The sequence below is a fragment of the Shimia litoralis genome (assembly GCF_005518135.1).
GTDB lineage: Bacteria > Pseudomonadota > Alphaproteobacteria > Rhodobacterales > Rhodobacteraceae > Shimia_E > Shimia_E litoralis.
The window spans coordinates 40058-62625 of sequence record NZ_SULI01000019.1; the positions used below are offsets into that span (position 1 = coordinate 40058).

Consider the following 22568-nt stretch of genomic DNA (forward strand, 5'->3'; position numbering starts at 1 on the left):
AATGTGCTGAGAGCAATTCTATCATTCTTTGGAACCATCTTCACCTTTGTGACGATGGGCGCAGCCGTTGTGGCACTGTCGATTGGGGCAGTATTTTGGATGTATGGGCGGGAATTGCCCAGCCACGAAAGCCTTGCGCAATACAAGCCGCCAACCATCAGCCGAATTTATTCCGGCGAGGGCAACATTATTGACGAATTTGCCAAAGAGCGGCGTCTTTTTGTGCCATCCGACCAAATTCCGGATTTGGTCAAACAGGCGTTTATCTCGGCGGAAGACAAAAACTTTTATCACCATCATGGATATGATGCGCGCGGCATCGCTGCTGCGGCCGTCGAGGCCGTGCGCTCGCGCGGGTCAAATGTGCGCGGGGCTTCGACCATCACGCAACAGGTTATGAAGAACTTCTTGTTGTCAGGGGACCGGCGCGCTGAGCGTAAGATCAAGGAAATTATTCTGGCCACCCGTGTCGAAGAGTCGTTGAGCAAAGATCAGATCCTTGAATTGTACATGAACGAGATCTTTCTGGGCCAAAACTCTTACGGGGTAGCCGCTGCCGCACAGACGTATTTCAACAAATCCCTGTCGGAACTGGCCCCACACGAGGCCGCCACGTTGGCGTCCATGCCCAAGGCACCTTCGGATTTTCATCCTGTGCGTCGCAAAGATCGCCTGATGTCACGCAGGAATTTTGTGCTCAAGGAAATGGCCGAAAACGGGTACATCACCCAAGCCGAGTATGAATCTGAAAAGGCGCTCCCCCTTCGGTCGGTGCAAAACGGCGATTTCGAGAGTTTCAAATCCGCGTTGCCACCACGTGATTACTTTTCTGACGAAATTCGCCGCCAGCTCAGCGTGGACTTTGGCGAAGAGGAGTTTTTCTCGGGGGGGATGACAGTGAGTGCAACCGTTGACCCCGCAATGCAGGACATTGCCGCCAAGGCGCTGCAGCGGGCGTTGGAAAAATATGACCGGTCGCAGGGCCTGTGGCGCGGAACAGGTAAAACCCTGAGCGCGGAACAGATGGTCGATGAAGCGACTTGGCGTGAGGCGCTCGCAAATGTGGACGTCCCGCGTGATGTCAAACTTGAAGGCACATGGTACCCCGCCGTGGTCCTGAGTGTCGGTGCATCCGAGGCCAAGATCGGCATTGCAAAGCTTACGGACGACGGCACGCATGTGATCACACCAAAAGATGTGACTTGGGCACGCAAAGTTTTGCCAGATGGCAAACGGGGCAAAAAGGCGAAGGTTGCAGGGGATTTGCTTGAGACTGGCGATGTCATTTTGGTGCGCGCCATTACCAAGGATGACGGCGGCGAGTTCGTGCGGTGGTCATTGCGCCAAGTGCCCGAAGTTCAAGGTGGCTTTATGGCCATGGACGTCAACAACGGGCGTGTCATCGCGATGCAAGGCGGCTTTAGCTATCAGGACTCTGTGTTCAACCGTGCCACGCAGGCCAAGCGTCAACCCGGATCAAGTTTCAAACCATTTGTGTATGCATCAGCGCTGGATAGCGGGTATTCCCCGGCAACAATCGTGATTGACGCGCCTATCGAAATCAACACGCCGCAAGGCGTTTGGCGTCCGCGCAACTCGTCCAACAAATTCTATGGCCCGACACCGCTTCGGACAGGTATCGAGTATTCGAGAAACCTGATGACCATCCGTCTGGCGCAAGAGGTCGGGATGAATGTTGTCGCAAATTATGCCGAACGTTTTGGCGTCTATGATAGCATGGGCGAATTCTTGGCCAACTCTTTGGGTTCAGAAGAAACCACATTGTTTAAGATGGTGGCGGCTTATGCGATGTTTGCCAACGGTGGTGAACGTGTGGAACCGACATTGGTTGACCGTGTTCAGGATAGATATGGCAAAACCATCTATCGCCACGACAAACGCGATTGCACCGATTGTGCCCAAGCCGACATTGCGGCGTCTCGGGGGCCAAGAATTGTATCAAACCGTGAACGTGTGATGGATGCTGTGACGGCGTATCAGCTGACGTCGATGATGCAGGGCGTTGTCCAGCGCGGCACGGCGGCAAGCGCGATCAATCTGCCGGTGCCTGTCGCCGGCAAAACCGGCACTACAAATGAAGCCAAAGACGTCTGGTTTATCGGGTTTACAAACACTTTGGTGGCGGGCTGTTATATCGGCCATGACCGACCACGTCCCCTTGGGCGGGGGACTTATGGGGGCAACACCTGTGGGCCCGTGTTCCAAGAGTTCATGAAAGAAGCCATCGAAGAATATGGTGCGGGCAAATTCCGTGTCCCGCCCGGCGGCCATTTCATCAAGATCGACCGGTATACAGGGGCGCGCCTGTCTGACGATGCGTCCGGCCCTGCGGTTGTCGCGGAATATTTCCGTGACGGAGAGGAACCTGTCTTTGGCATCACCTATGATGGTGGCTTTGCGATGGGTGCCAACCTGCCGTTGGTCGAAGAAGTCGAAACCTATGGTGGTCGTGAAGTGACGACTTCAAGTGGTAAAAAGGCCGTCGTCGGGCCAAAGGCTGATTTTGGCACACTGAGTTCGGGGGGGCTGTATTAGGCCCTGTGTTACCCCCGCCGTCTGGCGCATCAAGGCCTCGATGGGTCCGCGTTTGAACACGCGGGACCAAGCATAGGCATAGATCACAGCGCAAGCGATAAAGGCGAACGACCATGTCAGGGCGCTTTGGGCTGAGGCCTCTGACTCGATCAATTGCAGGGCTTCCAGACATCCCATGCCCACCAGAATATGGCCAATGTACAATGTCAGCGTTTGCCGACCTGCGGGCGCACATATGGCTGTAAGCCCGAACCGTTTCGTGATCGGTGCCAAGGTCAGACACAAAGAGCACAAGATCATCGCGGCGCCGCTGCCAGCTAGGATATACAGTGGCATCGGAGGCACTGGTGCTGTGGTCAAGAGTTCTGCCAGCTCGGGATCTGTTGTCATCACCAGCGCGCGAAGTCCCCAAGACACACCTTCGGCGACGCTGACACACGCCAAACCAATGAGCCCAAGGCGCACCTGAACGCGACGGTCACTCAGTGACGCCCGCGCCAGTACAAGCCCCAAGAGCATAAAGCTGAGCCAGGGGATGACTGGATGCCATCCGTTGAAAAACAGATTGCGGATAAACCCTGTGACCGTCCAAAAGTCCTCGTACGTATAAGTGTCCCAGTTCCAGCCCGCGTCGTAATCCAAGGTCAAAATCATCACGACAAACGCCACGTTCAACAGCACGATTGCGCTCCAGATCCATCTGGAGGCAAGCGGAATGAAGAAGGCGGCGAACAGAAAATAGAACGCATAATAGTGCAGAATATCAGCGTCAAAAATGAGGCTGTTCCCCAAGCCAATACACAAAAGAAACACAGATCTGCGGACTGTCACCGACAAGCTCTGGCCAAAAGCAATGCCAGAGGCACCCAATCCCAACCCAAGCCCCGCAAGAACAACAAAACTTGCGGCGGCGCGTCCTTGTAGGGCTTCGGTAAACTGCCATGCCAAACTTGTGTCGGGTTTAACTCCGATGACCACTGAGAAGTTGACAATCACCATCCCTGCAAAGGCAATAAATCGGGCGAGGTCTAATCCCTCAAGGCGCGAAGATTTGGTGTCAGTCACTGTTTATGATCCTGAATTGGTCCTATTTTCTGAAAGCAATATGTGGGGCACCTTTGGTTTTGACAAGTTCAACGCGGCATTGCCTTGCTCGCACACCACGGGTGGTTTATCACCCGTGTCTGAAATCACAGGACGGACCAACCGATGCGCGCCGAGATACAGAACACCGTAACGGAAATTAACAAGTCGCTCGAGTTGTTGCGTCAACGGCTGGATTGGGAAACAGCCCCTTACCGTCTCGAGGAGTTCAATGCCCGGGTTGAAGACCCTGATTTGTGGAACGACCCTGAAGCGGCCCAAAAACTGATGCGCGAACGCCAGACCTTGGTGGATGCCATGCAGGTGTGTAGTTCCATTGAAACAGATTTGAACGACAACATCGAACTGATCGAACTTGGTGAGATGGAAGAGGACGACGAGGTCATTTCCGAAGCAGAAGACGCCCTAAAAGCTTTGGCGATCACTGCAGCGGAAAAAGAGCTCGAGGCGCTGCTGGATGGCGAAGCCGATGGCAATGACACGTTTCTGGAAATCAACTCTGGGGCAGGGGGCACCGAAAGTTGTGACTGGGCCAGTATGCTGGCACGGATGTATGTCCGTTGGGCCGAAAAGAAGGGCTATAAAGTCGAGTTGCAGTCCGAAACATCCGGGGAAGAGGCCGGTATCAAATCGGCCGCCTACAAGATTTCGGGGCACAATGCTTATGGTTGGCTGAAATCGGAAAGCGGTGTGCATCGTCTGGTGCGCATTTCGCCTTATGACTCGGCTGCCAAGCGCCACACATCATTCAGTTCCATTTGGGTGTACCCTGTTGTGGATGACAATATCGACATCGAGGTCAACCCGGCCGACATTCGCATTGATACGTATCGTTCGTCCGGCGCGGGCGGTCAGCACGTGAACACCACGGACTCTGCCGTGCGGATTACCCACCATCCGACGGGTATCGTTGTGACCAGCTCTGAAAAATCCCAACACCAAAACCGTGACATTGCCATGAAGGCGCTGAAGTCTCGTTTGTATCAACAAGAGCTGGATCGCCGGAACGCTGCAATCAACGAAGCGCACGAAAATAAGGGCGATGCCGGTTGGGGAAACCAAATCCGGTCATATGTGTTGCAGCCGTATCAAATGGTGAAGGATTTGCGCACAAATTTCGAAACGTCAGACACAAAAGGCGTTTTGGATGGGGATCTGGATGGCTTTATGGCCGCCACATTGGCAATGAATGTCGCAGGCAAAAGCCGAGCAGACGCGCAAAGCGAAGATTAGTCCCAGTCTCTGTCTGACACCGCTCCTTTGGGGGCCGAATTGCGCGGTGCAAGCCGACGCAGGGTCCTGTTCCGAGGGCATGCGGCGTGAATTCAACGCGTCGCAAGCCAATTTTCTTCCCTTCAAGCGACGAATTGGCGCTGTCATATTCGTAAAGGTTGATTTGTTGCCCAAAAGCGGGTCTTGTTCTTTGAACTGACACACATTTTGGGAGGGATGGATGCCAGAAACACCGAAACATGGTGTCCCGGAATTCGGGAGCGTGGATCTGGCGATGCTGCGCGAGGCTTTGCGTCTCGGTTGGCATGATTTCAGACGAAGACCCATATATGGTCTCGTGTTTTCAGCATTTTATGTGTTGGCGGGATGGATTCTCGCGTGGATCACGGTGCGCACTGGACAAACCTATTGGCTGGTTTTTGCAGCGATCGGATTCCCATTGATCGGACCGTTTGCAGCCGTTGGGCTCTACGAGGTCTCAAGACGGCTTGAGCAGGGCAGGGCGATGGACCTTTACGCCATTTTCGGTGTGATTGGACGGCAGAGCAAACGTCAGCTCCCGTCGATCTGTGCGGTGATCATCATTGTCTTTCTCTTTTGGTTTTTTCTGGCGCACATGATTTTTGCACTGTTTCTGGGGCTATCCACAATGACAAATGTGTCTAGCTCGTTTGAAGTCTACCTGAGCGGAAATGGCTTGATGATGTTGCTCTTTGGCTCAGCGGTCGGGGCCGCTTTCGCGCTATTGCTTTATATGATCACGGTGGTGTCGCTGCCTCTTTTGCTTGATCGTGAAGTGGACTTTGTGACTGCTATGATCGCCAGTTTCCAAGTTGTGACAGAGAATCCGGTTCCAATGCTGATGTGGGCAGGTTTCATTGCTCTGGCCACGTTCCTTGCGATGATTCCCGGGTTCTTTGGGCTGTTCATCGCGTTGCCATTGCTTGGGCATGCGACATGGCATCTGTATTCGCTGCTGAAGGCAGACGCAGAATAAGTTGGGCGTCAGCACAACCAGAATGCGGACGCCCATACGTATTGTCTCTGAAACTCGCGTCACATTCCGTACAGGATGGCGTCAGGCGCGATGCGCCGTCAGCCCATACCTAGATCAGGCAAATGGTCGATCAAGTTGGAGCAATTTCCGATGATAGGGAATCAACTCCTCTGGTGTGCAAAACCCGACGGACCGCGCGGCGTCTAGGACGGCAGCGGTGTTTGTTCCTAGGTGTTCATAGACCAAACGTGCGGCCCGACATCCATTCACAGTCTCACGCACTGTTCGTGTGGCGTAGCCAATCCAGTAGTGGTTCTGGAATGAGGCCACACGACTGAGATAGTGGAAGGACGTTGCCATCGTTCTGCTGTGAGACACCAATGCAGCCACGCCGTCTTCTTGCGGCAAAACCACTCCGCGAAATTCCCGGGTGTGCGGATCGGTCGGCAACCCTTGTTGGCGCATCGCTTCTTTGGCTTCATATCCGCGAATGAAGGTATGTTTGTCTTCACGGAAAACATACACAAGTCCCACGATAATGAGTTCAGCCTCGGTAAAGCTGCGACGCGAGAAGCGATAGAACCCATCTGGGAAAACATCCTGGGGAATATCGGTCATACCGGTTCCCACATAGTCCCCGATCAGCGGGTGGTTTAGCACACCGCGGTCAATCGAGAGCTTCTCAATGGGCTCCAACAGTATCCGTGCGTCCACATCAAAGAACGTACAAATTCTATGCAAGACATCGGGTCGGGGAAAACTTTCGCCAGAGAGATAGCGATTGAATTGCGTGCGATTGATTCCCAAGTCTCGGCAAAGTTGCGACACCGATGGATAGGTCTGGGCAAGCCCTCGTAGATTCGCGCCGAACATCTTCCGCAGTTCAGCGGGGGATATTTGCGGATCTGAGGATCCGGTCTTGGTATTCACTTCTCTCTCCGGTTGGTAGAATGATATCTTCGCTCGCCTTCTGCGCGCATTGATTTCATTATATTTTTGTTGATGACGCTATACCGCGCCAAGTAGATGCAGTTTGGCATCAAGAGTGCGCGATGTCGACACAATTTCGATGTCTCCGACGCGCAATTTTAGATGTCGTTAATCGATTTCTTTTGGAACACTTCAGTTAGAGGCAAAAAGGAGTTTGAACTCAGATGCTTGGCGTAGTTCTCTGGAGCGACAGTAATGACAATAAGGCGGTGATCTGGTGTGAAGATCACGGAGATTTGGCATTCTTTAACGGTGGGACAGACACGCCACTGGATTTCGTTGATCTTGATGAGGGCGATCTTGTCCGTTTTGATCTTAGCGAAGGTACGCAGACGCGGTTTGCCAAAAACCCGCGCCGCGTTGGGCAGGGGGTTTATGCCGGGCTTGCGGACAGGCTGCAGAATACGCCTTCTTCATCTCCTGCTGTGCAGCATGATGCGGTTCAGGACCGGGCAGTACGCGCGCTGTGTTCTGCTGAGATAATTCCATTTGCCACGCGAAAATCAGATCGGGCAAAGCGCGAGCTCGTCGCGGTATAAAGCTGGTTGATTTTAGACGAAAAAGGGGGCCAGCGGCCCCCTTAATTCATGCGCTATCTGGGCGTGTTTATTCCGCGCCACGTGAGAGTGCCGCAACACCTGTACGCGCAACCTCGAGCAAACCCAGAGGGCGCATAAGGTCCGCAAATGCATCGATCTTCTCAGGAGCACCCGTGATTTCAAACACAAAGCTCTCAAGTGTACTATCGACAACATTCGCACGAAAAATTTCAGCCAGACGTAAAGCTTCGATGCGCTTCTCGCCGTCGCCGTTGACCTTGAACAATCCAAGTTCGCGTTCAACTGCGGGGCCGTCTACTGTCAAATCATGCACAGCCGAGACAGGCACGATGCGCCCAAGTTGCGCTTTGATCTGCTCGATGACTTGCGGGGTGCCTTTGGTCACAATTGTGATCCGTGACAAATGCCCCTGATGGTCAACTTCTGCCACTGTCAGGCTTTCGATATTGTAGCCACGACCGGAAAACAGCCCAATGACACGCGCCAGCGCACCGGGTTCGTTTTCCACGACAACCGCCAATGTGTGCGTTTCCTGAGAGTCCGAAAAATTCGGGCGTAAATTGTAAGCAGAGTGCTTGGACGAGCCTTTTTCGATTTTTAGAGCAGCCATCTTCTTTCTCCTTACACCAGAACCGCGCCGCCAGCTTCGATCGCGTCATGCGTCGACGCTTCGCCCAGCAGCATTTCGTTGTGCGGCTTGCCTGATGGGATCATCGGGAAGCAGTTCTCGTGTTTTTCAACCAAACAGTCAAAGATCACCGGACCATCATAATTGATCATCTCCATGATCGCGTCATCCAGATCATCCGGATCAGAGCAAATGATACCCTTGGCGCCAAAGGCTTCGGCGAGCTTTACAAAGTCGGGCAATGCCTCGGACCAGCTGTGGCTATAGCGTTCGCCGTGCAGCAATTCCTGCCACTGACGCACCATCCCAAGACGTTCATTGTTCAAAATGAACTGTTTCACAGGCAAACGGAATTGCATGGCCGTGCCCATTTCCTGCATGTTCATCAACCAAGATGCCTCGCCTGCGACGTTGATCACAAGGCTGTCTGGGTGGGCCATCTGGGCGCCGATCGATGCAGGTGTGCCATAGCCCATGGTTCCCAAGCCACCAGATGTCATCCAGCGGTTTGGATCTTCAAAGTTCAGATATTGAGCCGCCCACATTTGATGCTGGCCAACTTCGGTCGTGATATAGCGATCATGGTCTTTGGTCAGGGCCTCAAGGCGTTGCAATGCGTATTGCGGCTTGATGATCTTGCCTTCTTGTTTGAAAGACAGGCAATCAACAGACCGCCATTGTGCGACTTGATCGTTCCACTTTGCGATTGCCGCTTTGTTGGTCTTACGGCCGCGCGCTTTCCAAACCTTGAGCAGGTCTTCCAAAACATGCCCCACATCCCCGACGATTGGAATGTCGATGCGGATCACTTTGTTGATCGAAGATGGATCGATATCGATGTGCGCTTTCTTTGAGCCGGGGCTGAACGCGTCAAGCAAACCGGTGATGCGGTCATCAAATCGGGCTCCGATATTGATCATCAGGTCGCACCCGTGCATCGCCATGTTGGCTTCGTACAGGCCATGCATACCCAGCATGCCCAACCAGTTCTTGCCAGACGCTGGATAAGCCCCAAGGCCCATCAACGTTGACGTAATTGGAATGTCGGTTGCGTCCACCAGCTCTCGCAACAATTGCGACGCAGCAGGTCCCGAATTGATCACGCCACCGCCAGTGTAAAATACGGGACGCTCAGCACTTTCGAGTGCTTCTACCAACTCAGTGATGGACTCGATGTCGCCCTTAAGCTGAGGTTGATAGTTGGATGTGTTCGTGGCCTGAGGCGGAGAGTATTCGCCATTGGCAAATTGAACGTCCTTTGGGATGTCGATCAGCACCGGACCTGGGCGGCCCGAGCGCGCCACATGAAAGGCCTGATGAATGGTCTCAGACAACGCATCAGTGTCTTTACACAGCCAGTTATGTTTGGTGCAGGGGCGGGTGATGCCCACTGTGTCGGCTTCTTGAAAGGCGTCAGACCCGATCATAAACGTCGGAACTTGGCCGGTGAGCACTACGATAGGAATGGAATCCAAAAGCGCGTCGGTCAAGCCGGTGACCGCATTGGTCGCGCCGGGGCCGGAGGTAACCAAAGCCACCCCCACTTTGCCGGTTGAGCGGGCATAGCCTTCGGCAGCGTGTACAGCACCCTGTTCGTGACGTACGAGAACGTGGCGAATATCGTTCTGCTGAAAAATCTCATCATAGATGGGAAGCACAGCCCCGCCGGGATATCCGAACACTGTGTCCACACCCTGATCCTTCAGGGCCTGCACTACCATTCTCGCTCCGGTCATCTGACGTGTCATTTGTCTCTCCGTTTTCAACGTCACAATTCACTCACAAAAAAGCCCCCGATCTTACTCGGAGGCGCATGGGGTACCAATATGGTGTCCGTTACCGGCCCATGCGCCAATTTTCCACGATGACGACTAGCGTCTCCATTGAATAAGCCCCTTTTGTGCGTGAGCGGACATTATGTCTGTCTCGGCGGGGCGTCAACAGCGAAATATGCAATTTTCGAGCGCTGTTCTGGACAAAATATCTCAGATAGGTGTGGATTCTTTCCAATAGTTGCGCCCAACATCTGATTTTCGAAATAACGCGAAAATGTCGCAGGCTACTGACGTCTTCAGCTTGGGCCGACTGCGCGGGCGATGCTGACACTACAGATCAAGGCTTGTCCCCTGAAGAACCCCATGCTCGAGCGCATAACGGGTCAATCCAGCCGTCGAGCTTATGCCGAGCTTGCGTTTGATGTTTTTGCGGTGCGTCTCAACTGTGCGCACCGAAATGTTCAGCTCACTTGCGACTTCTTTGTTGGATTTGCCTTGGGCCAGCTGCAAGAGGACGGTTTGCTCGCGGCTCGTGAGTTGTTCACGACTGCTGTCGCTTGGTGGCTCCAAAGATCCCTTGGCGCCTGTACACAAGTACCGCTCTCCGCGCATAACAGTGTCAATTGCGGTTTTGATTTCCTCGGTCGGAACATCTTTGAGGATGTAGCCCAACGCGCCATGGCTTAAGGCAGTGGAAATATATTCTGGACTGTCGTGCATCGACAGAATGAGAATGCGCGTGGCTGGATTTGCCTCTAGCAGCATTTCGGTTGCGGTGAGCCCGCCAATTTCGGGCATGTTCAAATCCATCAGAATGACATCCGGATTGAGTTCGGCCATGCGATCGACTGCCTCGCGCCCATTCGAGAGCGCGCAAAGAACTTCGATGTCGTCATAACTTTCCAGAATGGCCTGAATGCCTTCGGCGACCATTGGGTGGTCGTCGACAATAACGACTCGGGTATGCGTATTCATGCGCTGGCCTTTCCGGTATCAGGTGATTGTTTTTCGGGTTGCAGCATATGGCTTAGGGGAACTTGTACCACAATTACGGTGCCAGATCGGCTGGAAACAATTTTTAGCGTGCCATCTAGTTGTTCGACGCGTTCCTGCATGTTGCGAAGGCCAAGCCCCGATCCGGGATGTGACGATGCGTCAGGCTCGATGCCTTGACCGTCGTCCGCTATGCGCAAGGTGGCGCCTTTGGTGTGCCCGCGTACATCAATCGAAACTTTGGTGGCATTTGCGTGCCGCTCAATGTTGGTCAGTGCTTCTTGGGCGATCCGATACAGCGCGATCTTGGCGTTTTGATCTAGCCGGTTACGGAACACCACGGTGTTGAATTGTGTTTCAATACCGGTGCGGATGCCAAAATCTTCGGTCAGAGCCTTGAGGGCAGGGCCCAATCCCAAATCATCCAGAACCCCGGGGCGCAGGTCGCGGCTAATTCTGCGTACTTCTTGAATGGCTCCGGACAAATGGTCGATGCCCTTGTCCAGTGTTTCAGAGGCGCGCGTGTCACCTGCAATAAAGCGCCGACGTGCGCTGTCCAACGCATAGCGCACACCGACCAAGAGCTGGCTGATGCCATCATGAAGTTCGCGCGCCACGCGGCCGCGCTCTTCTTCCTGAGCATCGAAAACCCGCTGGGTCAATTCCTTGAGCTTTGCATCGGCAAGGCGTCGTTCCCGGATATTGATGAACATGCCTGACATAAAGACCATGACGAGGGCCGTGATGGTGACAACAACAATATAGAGCGATGTACGCCGCACGCGGGCTTCGACTTCGGCGCGTGATGACGCAACGGTTTCCAACACATCGTCAATGAAAATGCCAGTACCCACGGCCCACTGCCAGTCTTGCAGCCCGACCACATAGGTCACCATACGCGCCGTGTCACCGGAAGAGGGCTTGGTCCAGTCATAGGTGTGATACCCGCCGCCGCGCCGCGCGATTTCAATGAGAGAATCCGTGATATTGATACCGTTCGGGTCTTCAAGGCCCTGCCAGTTTTTTCCAATCAGATAGGTCTGCCGCGGGCTCACCAGATTGTTGCCTTGATAGTCAAAGACAAAGAAATACCCGTCTTGGCCGTATAACATCGACGACAGGATTTGTGTCACAGCGAGCTTTGCTTGGGCATCATCCGGAGCGGCGCGGCCATAGATATTCACAAATGCGGTGCGCGCAATCGACAGATAGTTCTTGAGCTCGGCTTTCTTTGCTTCGATCAACTGTGTCTCAAGTGCCTTGATCTCGCGTTCGGCGAATTCACGCGATTGATTGGCCACAATAATGGAAATCGCCGCAACCGCCAGAATCAACGGGAGCGTGGCAAGTAAGAACAGCTTTTGCCCATAAGATAGGCGCAGAAGAGCAAGAAGGCGGCGCATGGTGATTCGATACGTTGCTTTGGGCGCGAATCAAAGCGTGGAATCAGGAAAGGCCCCAAAAACGCGCAAAAATACCAAGTATTGCGGAGGGTCTGATTGCTTAAAAGAGACACCTTTGTGCTTTTCTACGCAATACTAGGTATTCCCTATGTGGGGGACCAAAGCTAGTCTCTTCACACTTGCAACGATCCGTCTGTGTGCTCAACGAGGCCGCAGGCTGTACTAATTCTGGGAGGAAGAACTCTATGGATCGTCGTTCTTTTCTAAAAACTTCTGCACTTGGTGGCTCTGCTGCCGCTGCCACGACGTTGGCTGCACCAGCATATGCATCTGGTAAGCGCACTCTGACTATGGTCACCACTTGGGGCCGTGGTCTGGCGGGCGTATTTGACGCTGCGCAGCGCACTGCCGACACCATTACAGCAATGTCAGATGGCATGCTGACTGTGGATGTCAAAGCTGCTGGTGAACTTGTTGGCGCATTCGAAGTGTTCGATGCGGTAACAGCCGGTCAGGCAGACATGTATCACGGCGCGGACTACTACTTTGTAGGCCAGCACCCTGGGTACGCATTCTTCACATCGGTACCGTTCGGTATGTCGGCTCAAGAGCTGTCAAACTGGTACTATCACGGCGACGGCATGAAAATGCACGACGAGCTGGGCGAAATCTTTGGCCTTAAGTCTTTCTTGGGCGGCAACACCGGCGCACAAGCTGGCGGTTGGTATCGTAAAGAGATCAATGGCCCTGAAGACTTTAACGGTCTGAAGTTCCGCATGCCGGGTCTTGGTGGCAAAGCTCTTGGTAAGCTGGGCGCATCTGTTCAGAACCTTCCGGGTTCGGAAGTATACCAAGCACTGGCTTCTGGCGCGATTGACGGCACAGAGTGGATCGGTCCTTGGGCAGATGAAAAAGCTGGTTTCCAAGAAATCACCAAGTTCTACTATACTGCGGGCTTCCACGAGCCAGGCGCAGGTCTTTCGGTTGCAACGAACCGCGAAGTCTTTGACTCGCTGTCTCCTGCACACCAGAAGATCATCGAGATCGCTTCTGCTGAAACACACCAGTGGAACCTTGCTCAATTCCTGAACAACAACGGTGCGGCTTTGCTGCGTCTGCAGTCAGCTGGCGTGAAAACGCTGGAATTCCCTGACAGTGTTTGGGATGCATTTGGTAAAGCTTCTGCCGAAGTGCATGCTGAAAACATGGGCGACGAGATCTATAAAAAGATCCACGACAGCTACATGTCTTCTATGAAAGCCTCTTCTGGCTGGATTCAAAAATCCGAAGGCGTTTACCGCGCACAACGCGACCGCGTTCTGGGCTAAGCCTATTTGCTGACGCAAAAAAGGGCTCCCCAAAGGGGGCCCTTACCAAAGTCGCGACAGCGCATCTCAAAAAAACAATAAGGGGATGAGGGACAATGCTGGACGCTTTTGTCTGGTTCTTCACGAACATTGGCCAAGCCTTTGTGAACTTCGGATATGCAGTTACGCATCCGTCGCTCTGGTTGGCTTGGATCACCGGACTCGATACTTTTGAAGACAAACAGGCCCTGATGCGCTTTGTGTATTATGGTGGCTCGGTCGAGTTCTTCTTTGTGGTTTTTACCACTTTCCTAATTATCACCGGCATCGGCCTGTGGCGGAATTCCGTCATGTGGGGGTGTGTCCGCGTTCTTGAAGGGTTTGCGAACACTCTGGGGCGGTTCTTTGCTTGGGCTGGCCTGCTTATGGTGCTCCAGCAAATCGTCATTGTCTTTATGCAGCGCATTTTTACGGTCGCAGAGATATCCCTGATCTATCAGGTGGATTTCCTGACCAAAGATGTGAGCTGGTGGGCCGAAGAACTGAAATTCTATAACGCCATGATTGTGACCATGTGTGCGACATACACCTTTGTACAAGGCGGGCATGTGCGCGTGGATCTGGTGTATTCGATTGTGTCCTACAAGACCAAAAAGATCATCGATATGTTCGGGTCTCTTGTCTTTATGATGCCTGCGGCTGTCCTGACATGGATGTATGGTTGGTACTTTATGTGGCGGCACCTGATGACGCCCAAAGTCTCTGCCAGTGACAAGCTTGATCTGTTGATGAAAAAGGCGCGCATTCTGAAATGGAATGTGGAAACCATCGGCTTCTCGCCGAACGGGTTTAACGGCTATTTCTTGTTCAAAATGCTATTGGTGGCCTTTGCGGGCATGGTGTTCTTGCAGGCAATCGCATTTTTCTACCGGTCTTTCCTAGAATGGAAAGAAGGCATGGCCAGCGAAGGCAAATATCTTGACCGTGATACGCTCGGTGAAGGTGAAGAAGCCTACGAAGGCACACACTGATTTAAGGGGCAGATACTATGCTATTCGGACTTGATGGGGTCGAAATCGGCCTGATTATCGTCTTTCTCTGCCTTTTCGGAGGCATTCTCTCCGGGTTTCCCGTGGCGTTCGCCATCGGAGGGGCAGGGATCATTTCTTTCGGGATTATCGCAGCACTGGACAGTGCGGGTATCCTGATCCACCAAGCTATCGACACGTCGTCGGGGATGTATGCGGATTTGATCTCGCAGGGGATCAAATCGGATACGATTTCGGTTTTCCGATATCCTGACCTTCCGCGCATCGCCGAGCCGATCTTTCCAAGTGGTTGGGAAACCGCCATGGACCGGAACCTGTCGTTTATTGTGAACCGCATGAACGAACGTGTGTTGGCTGGTCAATCCATTGAAACGCTTTTGGCCGTGTTGATGTTCGTGTTGATGGGCATCACGCTTGAACGTTCCAAAATCGCCAACGAGCTTTTGACAACAATGGCGCGTGTGTTTGGCCCACTTCCGGGTGGCTTGGCCGTGTCGGTTGTGGTCGTGGGTGCATTTCTTGCAGCCTCCACCGGGATCGTCGGTGCAACGGTTGTGACAATGGGGCTGTTGTCGTTGCCGACAATGCTGCGCCATGGGTATTCGCCACAATTGGCCACCGGGGTAATCGCAGCCTCGGGCACATTGGGGCAGATTATCCCGCCATCGATCGTGATCGTTCTGTTGGGCACATTGGCAGGCGATTTGTATTCTGCGGCTCAGGAAACACGGGCGCAGGTTGCAGGGTGTTCAGATGCTTTGACGTATCTTGGCGAACCAGCGGTTGTGTCCGTCGGCACGTTGTTTCAGGCGGCGTTGCTGCCAGGGATCATGCTGGCGGTGCTCTATGGTCTGTATGCCTTTGGGTATGCGTTGCTGAACCCGTCCAAGGCACCTGCCGTGGAATTTGGCGACACAAACAGCGAAGTGATCGGCAAAAATCATGGTTTGACATGGTTCCTTGGGGTGCCTGCTTTGTTGGTCGTCGGTCTTATTGGCCTCAGCAATGTTGGACTTGTGGGCAGCCAAGACGTCACCGTCGACAGCTTCTCCGATGCAGGCAAAACCGCATCTTTGCGCACCAAAGTTAGCGAAGAATGTGCTGCCTCGATGCTTGATCTGCATGGTCAATCCGCATGGGATGCGGCCGTGGCCGAACAGACCGAGATTGACGCTGCAGGTGGTGTGAAAGAAGCACGTGCTTTGTCTGACGAAGAGCGCACGGCTGCGTTCATCGCCAAAGTCAAAGATGCAGCGCCTGTTGGATCTGGATTGGCAATCGGGTTCTTGTTGTTGGCACTGGTTCTGACAACTGCGCGCGGTGTGTCGCCAACCTCTGATACCAGACCGCTTTTGATCGGTGGTGCGGGTATTTTGCTCGGCTTGGCCGTGGATGCATTCTTGATTGCACCGACGACCACACCGGGCATGACGGTGCTCTTCATTGCGATCCCCTTGGGGCTCACGTTTTACGGGTGCCACTATGCGGCCAGCTTGCTGGGTAAGAATGAACTATTGCGTGTGGTGTTCCCACCGTTGGTTCTGATTATTGCGGTGCTGGGATCGATCCTTGGCGGTATTACCAACCCGACGCCTGCTGCGGCGCTTGGGGCAGGTGGTGCCATCATGCTGGCGGCATACCGTCGCCTGCAAGACGAGGAACGGTCGGGTGCGATCATCATCTGGGCCACATTTGCTATCATCGTTATGATATTGGTGGGTGTGAACTTTGATTTGCGCGTCAGTAAATCCGTCGTCGAGGTCGAAAACTGGATCGCGTTTGCGGTTGCCAAATTCACCTATCTGTTTGCCATGTTCGGCATCTTGTACGGGTGTTGGGTGCTGTTCCGCGGCAAGGTTCTGACGCCGATTGTACGCGAAACGGCCAAAGTAACCTCAATGGTCTTTACCATTCTCATTGGCTCTCAGCTTTTGAACCTCGTGGTGATTTCCTTTGGTGGCGAGCACTATATCCAAGGGTTCCTCAAATCGTTCGACAATGAATTCACGGTCTTCCTGATTGTGATGCTGGTGTTGTTCGTCTTGGGATTTGTGCTGGACTTCCTCGAGATCATTTACATCGTGATCCCGATTGTCGGCCCTGTCATCTATGGCGGCACCTTTGATCCAAAATGGGTGACCATCATGATTGCGGTGAACTTGCAGACGTCGTTCCTGACACCACCCTTTGGATTTGCGCTGTTCTATTTGCGTGGCGTCGCGCCCAAGGAAGTAACCACGGGCCACATCTACCGAGGGGTCATTCCTTTTGTGTTGATCCAAGTCGTCGGGTTGGGAATCTTGTGGTTCTTCCCGTCCATCGTGACCATCCTGCCGGCATTGATCCCGAACTGATCTGGGACACACATACATGACAATTTTCAGGGGCCTTTCGGGGCCCCTGATGTTTTTGTCGGATCAAGATGAAACGAAAGTGGCCTGACGACCTTAGCGGCCTGCGCGCGTATCGGGCAGCGAAATATTCGCAACCTGTTCGGCAATTGGATCCGTTGACAGGGGATGCAGGGAGGCTGCGAAAATTTCCGGATCGCCAAGGCGCTGCCAATTTCCGGCGGTATAGACTTCAAGCCCTGAGAACTTGGCTTTGTAACCCATCTTGGGGCTGCCCGGGACCCAATACCCAAGATAGACATAGGGCAGACCTGCCTCGCGAGCGATCTCGATATGATCCAGAATTAGGTACGTGCCAAGGCTTTGGCGCTGTAGCTCAGGTGTAAAGAACGAATAGACCATGCTGAGGCCGTCTTCGAGCACATCGGTGAGGCTGACGCCAATCAATTCCCCTGACACGTCATCTGTGTATTCGATCACGCGACTGCGAATAGGGGTCTCTTCGATCATCGCGGCAAATTCGAACACATCCATGTCAGCCATGCCGCCATCGGCGTGGCGACTATCGAGATATGTGCGAAATAGCGCGTATTGATCTTCGGTTGCCCAAGGCGACGTCGCCCGACGCTGAAGATGACGATTGCGGCGCAATATGCGTTTCTGGCTCTTGCTTGGTGTAAACCGTGACACGTCAATGCGCGCCGAAAGGCACGCAGAACAATCCGTGCAAGACGGGCGGTACAAGACATTTTGCGATCGGCGAAACCCTTGCTGAGACAGTGCATTGTTTAATGTTGTGGCGTCATCCCCTTGCAATGCTGTGAACAGTTTTCGTTCCATTCGCCCATCCAGATACGGACACGGCTGCGGTGCTGTGACGTAAAACTGTGGGGCAAGGGGCAGGGTATGACGCATTGGGCCTCGGGTCTCTGTTCGCAACTGACGTTAGCAACAGAGACCGCCAAGGCCAAGCCCCGTTTATTGACAAGCGGGTTAGTATCGTGCAGCTTTGTTGATGGCGACAGATCCGATGACGTGATCGGTCAAGCCCTGTGCACGCGAGGATGTCAGCATCAGAATAATCGACAGAATCTGAAGCGGAAAGACAGAGAGTGACACATGATAGCCCAGCGTGTGTAAAAACGCCGTTCCCAGATCAAAGCGGGATCCAGTACGATCCCGAAACTCGATGGATGCAAAGCGCATGCCCCACGTGGCTGATCCCGTGGCCAGAGTGACCACCCGATAGATAAAGCCGATCACCAGCATCAGGAACGGAAAGAAAAAGATACCTGTGAATGCCGTAAACGGCAAAATGACAACACAGGCGAGGGCGATCAAAATCATATCGACGACCCACGCAATAAGGCGCTTGGTTGGCACCTCCGAATAAAACTCCGGCTGCATGTCAGGGTCAGGTAGGGTGAAATCTCGGAACGACATCTGGCTCTCTTACTTCTGATATATGTGTCGGGGAACTTATCAAACCGCAAGCCCGTTCAGGGGTTTGCGGTGATGGGCGGCGCCCCTTCTGATCGTAAGGAAGGGGCGCAAGTCTACTTAAGCCTCGGCTTTGGGGGCGTCGCGATCCGCAGCTGCGGCTTTGGCGCGTTCGCCCATGAATTCGTCGAATTCAGCTTTGTCTTTGGCATCCCGAAGACGCTGCAAGAAGGCTTCAAAGTTGCCTTGCTCTTCTTCGAGACGGCGCAGTGTTTCATCGCGATACGAGTCAAACGCGGCGTTGCCGGTAGAGTGCATGGTGTGCATGCGTGAATGACGGGATGTACGGCGGCTACAGGATTTGTTGAACATGCGTTTGCTCCAGATCATATAAAACAGAAGGGCCAGACCGACTGGCCAGAAGAAGACAAAGCCGAGGACCATTGCTGCGATCCATGCGCCCTTGCCCTTGCCGTCAAGCCAAGCCTCGCTACGTGAAAACCAGCCAGCAGGGCCAGATGCGGGGGTGATGGTGGCAGAAGGTGTCATTTGGGTCTCCGTTGGTTTTATGTGTATGTGAATGCCTTTCACATTACCAAGATTGGGTGTGACGCGTCGTATTGCAATGGTGTATGTAAATGTTTTTTACATTATTTGCTTAGTGTTTTGATACTAAACAAATAATTTGTTGTAGCGCTGTTGTAGCGCGACTGTAGCGCGACACTTATTTTTGCAAACTTGAACAGAGATATTTGCAGCAAACCGTTTTTGACAAACTGAGAGCAGACATCCAGATTGATTTTTCCTCTCATAACAGCGGCGAATGGCGGCAAGGAGCCCGAAGTGACATTGAGTCCTTGCGTTGCTCCCACTTCTGTTATTTTACAAAACATAAGGGGTGTAGTTCGGAGGTCCATAGTGTCTGACATTGAAGTTTTCACCCGGCAGGTTCGCAGCAGATCGGCAGAGCACCGCAGAGCGATGGACTTGCTGAGCGAATCTGGGCTATCCGGGCAGATGATCTCCGTCTTGCGTCAGGAATTGGACTCAATGGTTCGAGTGATCTATCTGCTTACACAAGATCAACAACGCAGGGAAAACCTCATTCACGCTTCCGTTAACGGAAAAAGGTGGCTGCGTGAGGGATCGAAAAAACCCGTTACAGACAGAGAAATGGTTGAACTTGCGCGCAAACTTCACGGCTGGGCCAGATCAGTGTATTTATTTGGGTGCTCATTCATTCACCTATCAAACTTGCATGATTACAATGACCGAGACCCTTTCCTACTTGTTAGCGAGCAAGAACGGCGGAGCCTAATAGATCATTGCCGCCACTATCACGGTGGTCCGAATTCCAATGCCAAGAGTTTTTCAGCGCTTTTGCCCTACCTTCCGAAGGTCCTTGAAAAAGTATCAAATAATCTTGAATACTACTTGGGTGAATTGGAAAAGGGCGACCAAATGGCTCCTTTTGATCTGTAGTACAGAAGTTTGAGGCAAGCCCAAATGTCCGCTCCGTCCGCTTAGCAGACCACCGCATAAAGATCAGCGGGGGTCGCTGTTCGCCGGTTAATCCCCTTTCAAATCCCATTTGAAGTTTGAGATCAGCAGCTCTGCGCGCTTTGGGCGTTTGTCGTTGGTCTTGCCAACTGTGTAGGTCGTCTCGACTTGCGTCAGTTGGAACCCTGCAAAAATCCCCCGTATCTCGGGTGTGTCATTGATGGACATCAGAAACTGCCCTTTGATCTGGTGAAGCTGTTCCGCCAAAGTGGTAAAATCTTCAGCTGAGAACATCGCCTTGCCATAATCATCTTCACAGCCCCAATAGGGCGGGTCCAGATAGAACAGCGTCTTAGGCTTGTCATAGCGGCGAATGAACTCAGCATAGGTCAGACACTCGATCACCACGCCTGACAGGCGCGCATGCACATCCTCCAGCATTGGCTCAAGTGTCGAAAGATTAAACCGTCCAGGACGATCTGCGGAGACACCAAAATTGCGACCACTGACCTTGCCGCCAAAGGCCGTGCGCTGAAGATACAAAAACCGCGCTGCGCGTTCGAGATCGGTCAGGGTCTCGGGGTTGATCGCAACCAGCCGCTCAAACTCCACGCGTGTTGTGAGCTGGAACTTCAGGCAGTCAATGAACTGCGGATAATGGCGCTGAAGAATGCGAAACAGATTGGCAATGTCGCGCCCCAGATCGTTGATCACCTCAGCGCGCGGCCGCATGGATCGGCGCAGGAAAATGCCGCCCATGCCCACAAAGGGCTCGGCATAGGTGGTGTGCGGTGTGCGATCTAAAATTGCGGTGATCCGCTTGGCCAGATTGCGCTTGCCGCCCAACCAAGGTGCCACAGGGGAGATAGGCGTCACAGGTGTTTGAGGGGGTGTTTGCATGTTGTTAATCGAATCGTTCCAAACAGGTGTCTCCTCCCAATCGGGGGGAGAGCGACCATAAACGAGCTTTGGTCGGCGGGGGGCTGTCAGAATTTCCCCGTGTGAGAGGGGCGGCAACGCCCCTCTGACCTCCCTTAAAAGGCTTTGACCTCTGGTGGTGTGGCGTCAATCACGGCTTGGGCGGCGGCGCGCTCGGCCTCGTCTTGGACGATGGCCGGATTTGCCACCATTTCGGTGCCGGTTTGTGCGCCCGTTTCAGGCAGAATGATGGCCTGTTCTATCTCTGCCGGAAGAGGGGCAATTGCGGGTTGCACCACAACCGTTTCTGTGACCGGATTGCCGCTGTCATCCAGTGCACCTGTGTCGCGTTCTTGCGTGACCAGCGCACGCCCCGTCGCCGATCTATATTGTGCCAGACGCGCCAGCGCCGCGCGATAGGCGGCCAGCTGATGATTGAACTGGTTGTTGGCCCCGTTCACCGCATTGTCACTCAGCCATTGTGCCGCCCACGCCTTATAATCCGCATCATCGGTCAAAAGACCCGCCTCGCGCAGATACTGCTGTTTTTGCGCTTCAAAGTACCGCAAGCCGCGCTTGACGGCCTGACGCACCGACATCGGGGCATCGCCCTTTTGGATAAAGATGGTCATCAGCTCTCCTCCGCGAGAATGGCAATATCCACAGCTGCAGGGGCCACAGCCAGCCTGACCGCATGAACCTGACCGTCAAATGCGACGGTGTAATCCTCGCCAGCTCCAGGGCGGAACAGGGCACCATCGACAAATACGTTGACCGGCTTCCATCCAACCGGCAGCGGGAATGTTGTGGTCACGCCATCGCCGGACACCCAGAAAGTGTTCCGGGATTTGAGCCGCGTCTGCACGCCCAGAATCCCTGCAGACAAGTTTGCCAAGGTGTCTCGCAGGTTGAGGGGCTGTTTGTGTTTTGTGCCCATTTGAGCCTCCTGATTAGGTGAGAATGATGTCGCCATCAAAGGCCGACACTTTGGTCCAACTGCCCGGGGTGAACGCGGTGCGCAGCCCTTGCGGGGTCATGACGGTGTGGCCGTCCTGGGTAAGGATGTGGCGCAGGTCGGTGACGGGATCGACCGCAAGGTCCAGAACGTTGCTGGATGAGCCGCCGATGGTGATGGCCGCACCTGCTTGGAACCAGAGGCGTTCGATGTCGTGGATGGCCTTGATCTGCGCGGCCGACGGCGCGGATGCGCTGACGCGCCAGAGGCTGTAGCGGGCTTGAGGTTGAGACCAGAATTGGCCGTCCCAATAGAACTGTCCGATGCGGAGCCCGGAGGGGGCCGAGACCGTCATGCCTGCGGGAACGGCCACGGTCTTTTCGTCTGATCCGTTTACGTTGGTGAAGAACATCCCGTCTCGGCGTCCCATGGCCACCAGCACCCAGCCAGTATCGTCGACGTAATATGGATGGCTATCCAATGCGGCCGTATGGGTCCCGTCCGAGATCCGAAACTGTAATTTGCCAGAGGAAAACAGGCCGGTCAGATAAGAGGTGCCAAAAATACCACCGATCTGATCACTGCTGGTGAACAGCCCGTGCAGACCCGTGTCTGTGGTCTTGACCCAGCTCATGATGCAGAAATCCCCGGTGCCAAAGTCGAGATCGCTTTGGTTGGGGTGCTCCAGATAGCTGTTGTTTTGCTACCCGCTGAATAGCCCCTAGAATTGTAGACGCCTTGTTTGGTAATTTTGGAAGCAAGGAGACAGTGATGTCAGGGATTAGATTTACAGATGAGTTCAAGCGTGA

General features: G+C 53.7%; 21 protein-coding genes. 8 read left to right on the top strand and 13 right to left on the bottom strand.

Annotated elements, in window-relative coordinates; all coding sequences use genetic code 11:
* Nucleotides 1-3: 3 nt before the first annotated feature.
* Nucleotides 4-2556, top strand: a complete 2553-nt coding sequence (locus FAP39_RS13580; protein ID WP_138016939.1) for a penicillin-binding protein 1A — start codon at nucleotides 4-6, stop codon at nucleotides 2554-2556.
* On the opposite strand, the gene FAP39_RS13585 is transcribed toward FAP39_RS13580, so the two are convergent.
* Complete coding sequence (locus tag FAP39_RS13585) at nucleotides 2485-3621, bottom strand: DUF418 domain-containing protein (RefSeq protein WP_138016940.1); 1137 nt, start codon at nucleotides 3619-3621, stop codon at nucleotides 2485-2487. The two genes, FAP39_RS13580 and FAP39_RS13585, sit on opposite strands and share 72 nt — an antisense overlap.
* A 144-nt stretch (nucleotides 3622-3765) precedes the next feature.
* Here FAP39_RS13585 and prfB point away from each other — a divergent pair, with 144 nt between their 5' ends.
* Both prfB and FAP39_RS13595 read left to right on the top strand, forming a co-directional pair.
* Nucleotides 3766-4893, top strand: coding sequence for a peptide chain release factor 2 (gene prfB, locus FAP39_RS13590; RefSeq protein ID WP_138016941.1), 1128 nt, complete (start codon nucleotides 3766-3768; stop codon nucleotides 4891-4893).
* Between the two features lie 220 nt (nucleotides 4894-5113).
* Nucleotides 5114-5890 carry a DUF2189 domain-containing protein gene (locus FAP39_RS13595; protein ID WP_138016942.1) on the top strand — a complete coding sequence of 259 codons (777 nt, stop codon included), beginning with the start codon at nucleotides 5114-5116 and terminating at the stop codon, nucleotides 5888-5890.
* A gap of 114 nt (nucleotides 5891-6004) precedes the next feature.
* On the opposite strand, the gene FAP39_RS13600 is transcribed toward FAP39_RS13595, so the two are convergent.
* Nucleotides 6005-6820, bottom strand: a complete 816-nt coding sequence (locus FAP39_RS13600; protein ID WP_342777190.1) for a helix-turn-helix domain-containing protein — start codon at nucleotides 6818-6820, stop codon at nucleotides 6005-6007.
* Nucleotides 6821-7044: 224 nt separating this feature from the next.
* On the opposite strand from FAP39_RS13600, the gene FAP39_RS13605 reads away from it, so the two are divergent.
* The gene (locus tag FAP39_RS13605) at nucleotides 7045-7419 is read left to right on the top strand and encodes a S1 domain-containing protein (protein ID WP_138016943.1); all 375 of its coding nucleotides are present in this window, start codon (nucleotides 7045-7047) and stop codon (nucleotides 7417-7419) included.
* A 67-nt stretch (nucleotides 7420-7486) separates the two neighbouring features.
* On the opposite strand, the gene ilvN is transcribed toward FAP39_RS13605, so the two are convergent.
* The 4 genes from ilvN to FAP39_RS13625 all read right to left on the bottom strand — a co-directional run bounded on the left by ilvN (nucleotide 7487) and on the right by FAP39_RS13625 (nucleotide 12239).
* A complete protein-coding gene (ilvN, locus tag FAP39_RS13610) occupies nucleotides 7487-8050 on the bottom strand; it encodes an acetolactate synthase small subunit (RefSeq protein ID WP_138016944.1) in 564 nt (187 codons plus the stop codon).
* A gap of 11 nt (nucleotides 8051-8061) precedes the next feature.
* Nucleotides 8062-9816: an acetolactate synthase 3 large subunit gene (locus FAP39_RS13615; protein WP_138016945.1), complete on the bottom strand. Its 1755-nt coding sequence runs from the start codon at nucleotides 9814-9816 to the stop codon at nucleotides 8062-8064.
* Nucleotides 9817-10173: 357 nt separating this feature from the next.
* Nucleotides 10174-10818, bottom strand: a complete 645-nt coding sequence (locus FAP39_RS13620; RefSeq protein WP_138016946.1) for a response regulator transcription factor — start codon at nucleotides 10816-10818, stop codon at nucleotides 10174-10176.
* On the bottom strand, nucleotides 10815-12239 hold the full coding sequence (locus FAP39_RS13625) for a cache domain-containing protein (RefSeq protein ID WP_138016947.1): 1425 nt from the start codon (nucleotides 12237-12239) through the stop codon (nucleotides 10815-10817). Before FAP39_RS13625 ends, FAP39_RS13620 begins: the two co-directional genes overlap by 4 nt.
* A 245-nt stretch (nucleotides 12240-12484) precedes the next feature.
* Between FAP39_RS13625 and FAP39_RS13630 the strand changes: the two genes are divergently transcribed.
* The 3 genes from FAP39_RS13630 (at nucleotide 12485) to FAP39_RS13640 (ending at nucleotide 16949) form a co-directional block, all read left to right on the top strand.
* Nucleotides 12485-13567 carry a TRAP transporter substrate-binding protein gene (locus FAP39_RS13630; RefSeq protein WP_138016948.1) on the top strand — a complete coding sequence of 361 codons (1083 nt, stop codon included), beginning with the start codon at nucleotides 12485-12487 and terminating at the stop codon, nucleotides 13565-13567.
* A gap of 95 nt (nucleotides 13568-13662) precedes the next feature.
* Nucleotides 13663-14577: a TRAP transporter small permease subunit gene (locus FAP39_RS13635; protein WP_138016949.1), complete on the top strand. Its 915-nt coding sequence runs from the start codon at nucleotides 13663-13665 to the stop codon at nucleotides 14575-14577.
* A 17-nt stretch (nucleotides 14578-14594) separates the two neighbouring features.
* Nucleotides 14595-16949, top strand: coding sequence for a TRAP transporter large permease (locus FAP39_RS13640; protein ID WP_138016950.1), 2355 nt, complete (start codon nucleotides 14595-14597; stop codon nucleotides 16947-16949).
* A 93-nt stretch (nucleotides 16950-17042) separates the two neighbouring features.
* Here FAP39_RS13640 and FAP39_RS13645 read toward each other — a convergent pair whose 3' ends face one another.
* The 3 genes from FAP39_RS13645 to FAP39_RS13655 form a co-directional block, all read right to left on the bottom strand.
* A complete protein-coding gene (locus FAP39_RS13645; protein ID WP_138016951.1) occupies nucleotides 17043-17861 on the bottom strand; it encodes an arginyltransferase in 819 nt (272 codons plus the stop codon).
* 78 nt (nucleotides 17862-17939) lie between these two features.
* Entirely contained in the window at nucleotides 17940-18389 is a 450-nt protein-coding gene (locus tag FAP39_RS13650; protein ID WP_138016952.1) for an RDD family protein, read from the bottom strand.
* Between the two features lie 117 nt (nucleotides 18390-18506).
* Nucleotides 18507-18935 carry a DUF2852 domain-containing protein gene (locus FAP39_RS13655; RefSeq protein ID WP_138016953.1) on the bottom strand — a complete coding sequence of 143 codons (429 nt, stop codon included), beginning with the start codon at nucleotides 18933-18935 and terminating at the stop codon, nucleotides 18507-18509.
* A gap of 369 nt (nucleotides 18936-19304) precedes the next feature.
* On the opposite strand from FAP39_RS13655, the gene FAP39_RS13660 reads away from it, so the two are divergent.
* Nucleotides 19305-19868, top strand: a complete 564-nt coding sequence (locus FAP39_RS13660; RefSeq protein WP_138016954.1) for a hypothetical protein — start codon at nucleotides 19305-19307, stop codon at nucleotides 19866-19868.
* Nucleotides 19869-19955: 87 nt separating this feature from the next.
* On the opposite strand, the gene FAP39_RS13665 is transcribed toward FAP39_RS13660, so the two are convergent.
* From FAP39_RS13665 to FAP39_RS13680, 4 genes are all read right to left on the bottom strand, one after another.
* On the bottom strand, nucleotides 19956-20786 hold the full coding sequence (locus FAP39_RS13665; protein ID WP_138016955.1) for a DNA adenine methylase: 831 nt from the start codon (nucleotides 20784-20786) through the stop codon (nucleotides 19956-19958).
* Between the two features lie 134 nt (nucleotides 20787-20920).
* Nucleotides 20921-21436: a hypothetical protein gene (locus FAP39_RS13670; protein ID WP_138016956.1), complete on the bottom strand. Its 516-nt coding sequence runs from the start codon at nucleotides 21434-21436 to the stop codon at nucleotides 20921-20923.
* Nucleotides 21436-21741 carry a hypothetical protein gene (locus tag FAP39_RS13675; RefSeq protein ID WP_138016957.1) on the bottom strand — a complete coding sequence of 102 codons (306 nt, stop codon included), beginning with the start codon at nucleotides 21739-21741 and terminating at the stop codon, nucleotides 21436-21438. Before FAP39_RS13675 ends, FAP39_RS13670 begins: the two co-directional genes overlap by 1 nt.
* 13 nt (nucleotides 21742-21754) lie before the next feature.
* The gene (locus FAP39_RS13680; RefSeq protein WP_281280265.1) at nucleotides 21755-22447 is read right to left on the bottom strand and encodes a LamG-like jellyroll fold domain-containing protein; all 693 of its coding nucleotides are present in this window, start codon (nucleotides 22445-22447) and stop codon (nucleotides 21755-21757) included.
* Between the last annotated feature and the right edge of the window lie 121 nt (nucleotides 22448-22568).

Bases quoted from the DNA above. Each gene is read 5' to 3' on its own strand.
- prfB (WP_138016941.1), top strand. From the start codon at position 3,766: ATGCGCGCCGAGATACAGAACACCGTAACGGAAATTAACAAGTCGCTC.
- FAP39_RS13595 (WP_138016942.1), top strand. From the start codon at position 5,114: ATGCCAGAAACACCGAAACATGGTGTCCCGGAATTCGGGAGCGTGGAT.
- FAP39_RS13605 (WP_138016943.1), top strand. From the start codon at position 7,045: ATGCTTGGCGTAGTTCTCTGGAGCGACAGTAATGACAATAAGGCGGTG.
- ilvN (WP_138016944.1), bottom strand. From the start codon at position 8,050: ATGGCTGCTCTAAAAATCGAAAAAGGCTCGTCCAAGCACTCTGCTTAC.
- FAP39_RS13615 (WP_138016945.1), bottom strand. From the start codon at position 9,816: ATGACACGTCAGATGACCGGAGCGAGAATGGTAGTGCAGGCCCTGAAG.
- FAP39_RS13620 (WP_138016946.1), bottom strand. From the start codon at position 10,818: ATGAATACGCATACCCGAGTCGTTATTGTCGACGACCACCCAATGGTC.
- FAP39_RS13625 (WP_138016947.1), bottom strand. From the start codon at position 12,239: ATGCGCCGCCTTCTTGCTCTTCTGCGCCTATCTTATGGGCAAAAGCTG.
- FAP39_RS13630 (WP_138016948.1), top strand. From the start codon at position 12,485: ATGGATCGTCGTTCTTTTCTAAAAACTTCTGCACTTGGTGGCTCTGCT.
- FAP39_RS13635 (WP_138016949.1), top strand. From the start codon at position 13,663: ATGCTGGACGCTTTTGTCTGGTTCTTCACGAACATTGGCCAAGCCTTT.
- FAP39_RS13640 (WP_138016950.1), top strand. From the start codon at position 14,595: ATGCTATTCGGACTTGATGGGGTCGAAATCGGCCTGATTATCGTCTTT.
- FAP39_RS13645 (WP_138016951.1), bottom strand. From the start codon at position 17,861: ATGCGTCATACCCTGCCCCTTGCCCCACAGTTTTACGTCACAGCACCG.
- FAP39_RS13650 (WP_138016952.1), bottom strand. From the start codon at position 18,389: ATGTCGTTCCGAGATTTCACCCTACCTGACCCTGACATGCAGCCGGAG.
- FAP39_RS13655 (WP_138016953.1), bottom strand. From the start codon at position 18,935: ATGACACCTTCTGCCACCATCACCCCCGCATCTGGCCCTGCTGGCTGG.
- FAP39_RS13665 (WP_138016955.1), bottom strand. From the start codon at position 20,786: ATGCAAACACCCCCTCAAACACCTGTGACGCCTATCTCCCCTGTGGCA.
- FAP39_RS13670 (WP_138016956.1), bottom strand. From the start codon at position 21,436: ATGACCATCTTTATCCAAAAGGGCGATGCCCCGATGTCGGTGCGTCAG.
- FAP39_RS13675 (WP_138016957.1), bottom strand. From the start codon at position 21,741: ATGGGCACAAAACACAAACAGCCCCTCAACCTGCGAGACACCTTGGCA.